2 protein-coding genes are annotated in these 3,497 nt (G+C 59.1%); both read left to right on the forward strand.

The features are described from left to right. Positions 1–168: 168 nt before the first annotated feature. Positions 169–1,047, forward strand: a complete 879-nt coding sequence (locus VGP75_RS10640) for a homocysteine S-methyltransferase family protein (protein ID WP_327543641.1) — start codon at positions 169–171, stop codon at positions 1,045–1,047. 33 nt (positions 1,048–1,080) lie between these two features. Further along, positions 1,081–3,497: GcvT family protein (locus VGP75_RS10645; RefSeq protein ID WP_327543642.1), on the forward strand; the 2,417-nt coding region annotated here is incomplete at its 3' end.

Here is a 3,497-nt window from a genome sequence, read left to right on the forward strand (position 1 = left end):
ATGCTGCGCGCGGATGCCGCTGTGCCGGGGGCAAAGGTTCACGTTGATATCTATGGCGAACGTTATATAGCGACGATTCAAGAGGATCGGCCTCTTTGGGATCCGGAAAATAGCCGGATCAGGGCATGATCTTGCCCATCGGACCTATAACATTCGGAGACACATTTCGTGACAGATATCATCCTTCTTGACGGCGGCATGGGACAGGAGCTTGTCCATCGTGCCGGTGACCGGCCCACACCGCTTTGGTCCACACAGGTGATGATTGACCACCCCGGTCTGGTGGCGCAGGTGCATGCCGACTACCGCGCTGCAGGCGCGACGGTCCATACCACCAACACCTATGCCGTTCTGCGCGACAGGCTCGAAGGGACCGGTATGGAAGATCACTTTGCCAACCTGCAAAAAGCAGCACTTGACGAGGCGCAAGGTGTTGGTGTTCTGGCGGGGTCTATCGGACCCCTGCGCGCGTCCTACCGTCCTGATCTGATGCCTGCGCATGATGTCGCTGTGGCGACCTATGCCGAGGTTGCCAATATGCTGGCACCGCATGTCGACATTCTCATTTGTGAAACGGTCGCCTCTGTTGCCCATGCCCGTGCGATCCTTGAGGCCGCTGTCCCGACAGGCAAACCCGTCTGGCTGGCGCTGACAGTGGATGAGAATGATGGCGCGAAACTGCGCTCGGGTGAACCTGTGGCAGATGTCTTTGCCGTAGCGGGGGATGCCAGTGCAATTCTGGCGAATTGCTCTTCGCCGGAAGCAATCAGTACCACCATGGGTATTCTGGCAACATCCGGCAAACCCTTCGGCGGCTATGCCAATGGGTTTACCAAGATCAGCGAAGGGTTCCTGGGTGACAAACCCACGGTCGATGCGCTGACCGCGCGCAAGGACCTTGGGCCCGAGGAATACGCAGATTTCGTGATGGGCTGGATTGATCAGGGCGCCACGATTGTCGGGGGCTGCTGTGAGGTCGGGCCTGCGCATATCGCGAAGCTGGCGGAAGAGATCAAAGCCGCCGGACATCAAATTACCGCACCATAACGGCCGACTGATCGGCAAATAGGATAAAATGCCATGACAAACCTTCCAAATCATGCCCGTGTGGTCATCATCGGGGGGGGCGTCATTGGCTGTTCCGTCGCCTATCATCTGGCCCAATTGGGATGGAAAGACGTGGTGCTGCTGGAACGCAAACAGCTGACCTCTGGCACCACATGGCATGCTGCCGGATTGATCGCGCAGCTGCGCGCGACCGCGAATATGACCAAGCTCGCGAAATACAGCCAAGAGCTTTATGGCAATCTGGAAGATGAAACAGGTGTCGCGACCGGTTTCAAGCGCGTGGGGTCGATCACCGTGGCGCTGACAGAGGAGCGGCGCGAAGAACTGTCACGCTCGGCGGGGATGGCGCGGGCCTTCGGGGTCGAGATTGAGGAAATCTCGCCCAGCGAGATCAAGGACCGCTACGCGCATCTGAATATCGACGGTGTGACGGGGGGTGTCTATCTGCCCAAAGATGGTCAGGGCGATCCGGCCAATATCGCGCTGGCGCTGGCCAAGGGCGCACGGATGAAGGGCGCTGTGGTGGCCGAACGCACCAAGGTGACCAAGATCAACAAGGCGGGGCGCCGTGTGCAGTCTGTGGACTGGGTGAGCGGTGACGCGCGCGGCACGCTGACCTGCGATATGATCGTGAATTGTGCCGGTATGTGGGGCCATGAGGTGGGACGAATGGCGGGGGTGAATGTACCGCTACATGCCTGCGAGCATTTCTATATCGTGACCGAAGCGATTGCGGGCTTGACCCAGATGCCCGTGCTGCGCGTCCCCGATGAATGCGCCTATTACAAGGAAGACGCAGGCAAAATCCTGCTGGGCGCGTTCGAGCCAAATGCGAAGCCCTGGGCGATGGACGGCATTCCTGCGGATTTCGAATTCGACCAACTGCCCGAGGATTTCGACCACTTCGAGCCGATCCTTGAGGCTGCCGTTGCGCGGATGCCAATGCTGGCAGAGGCAGGCATACATACGTTTTTCAACGGACCCGAGAGTTTCACACCGGACGATGCCTATCATCTGGGGCTGGCGCCCGAGATGGACAACGTCTGGGTCGCTGCGGGCTTTAATTCGATCGGCATTCAATCAGCAGGTGGTGCGGGCATGGCGCTGGCGCAATGGATGGATGCGGGCGAAAAGCCCTTTGATCTGGGCGATGTGGATATTGGCCGGATGCAGCCGTTTCAGGGCAATAAGACCTATCTGTTTGAACGCTCGAAGGAAACGCTGGGGCTGCTTTATGCCGACCATTTCCCGTTCCGCCAAAAGGCCACCGCGCGCGGTGTCCGGCGGACACCGTTCCACCAGCATCTGTTGGATCAGGGTGCTGTCATGGGCGAGCTTGCAGGTTGGGAGCGGGCGAACTGGTTCGCCTTGCCGGGGCAGACCCCGGCCTACGAATACTCTTGGAAGCGGCAGAATTTCTTTGGCAATGTTGCGGGTGAGCTGGATGCGATCCGGACCAACGTGGGGATGTATGATATGTCCTCATTCGGGAAAATCCGTGTTGAGGGGCGCGATGCGACGGCGTTTTTGAACCATATCGGTGGCGGTCAATACGACGTGCCGGTGGGCAAGATTGTGTATACCCAGTTTCTGAATTCCCGTGCAGGGATCGAGGCTGATGTGACTGTCACCCGTCTGTCTGAGACGGCCTATCTGGTCGTGACACCTGCCGCGACGCGTCTGGCGGATCAGACGTGGATGCAGCGCCATCAGGGCGATTTCAACGTGGTCATCACCGATGTGACAGCAGGCGAAGGCGTGCTGGCCGTCATGGGGCCGAACAGCCGGAAACTGCTTGAGGCGGTGTCGCCCAATGATTTCAGCAATGATGTGAACCCCTTTGGCACCGCGCAAGAGATCGAGATTGGCATGGGTCTGGCCCGCGCCCATCGCGTCACCTATGTGGGTGAGCTGGGCTGGGAGGTCTATGTCTCGACTGACATGGCGGGCCATGTGTTCGAGGTGCTGCAAGCGGCGGGACAGGACATGGGGCTGAAACTTTGCGGGATGCATATGATGGATGCGGCGCGTATGGAAAAAGGGTTCCGCCACTTCGGTCACGATATCACGGCTGAGGATCACGTGCTTGAGGCCGGGCTCGGTTTTGCCGTGAAAACCGACAAAGCTGACTTCATCGGCCGCGACGCCGTGATGCGCAAACGTGACGCAGGGTTGGAGCGGCGACTAGTGCAATTCAAACTCCGCGATCCCGAGCCACTCTTGTATCACAACGAACCCATTTTGCGGGATGGCAAGGTTGTAGGGCATCTGAGCTCTGGCGGCTATGGCCACCATGTGGGGGCCGCACTTGGGATGGGGTATGTGCCATGCGTGGGCGAGACTGTGGCCGATGTACTGGCCAGCACCTACGAGATTGATGTGATGGGGGTGCGGGTGCAGGCCGAGGCGCAGTTGAAGCCGTTTTATGA

Source organism: Yoonia sp. (assembly GCF_036007805.1).
Lineage (GTDB): Bacteria > Pseudomonadota > Alphaproteobacteria > Rhodobacterales > Rhodobacteraceae > Yoonia.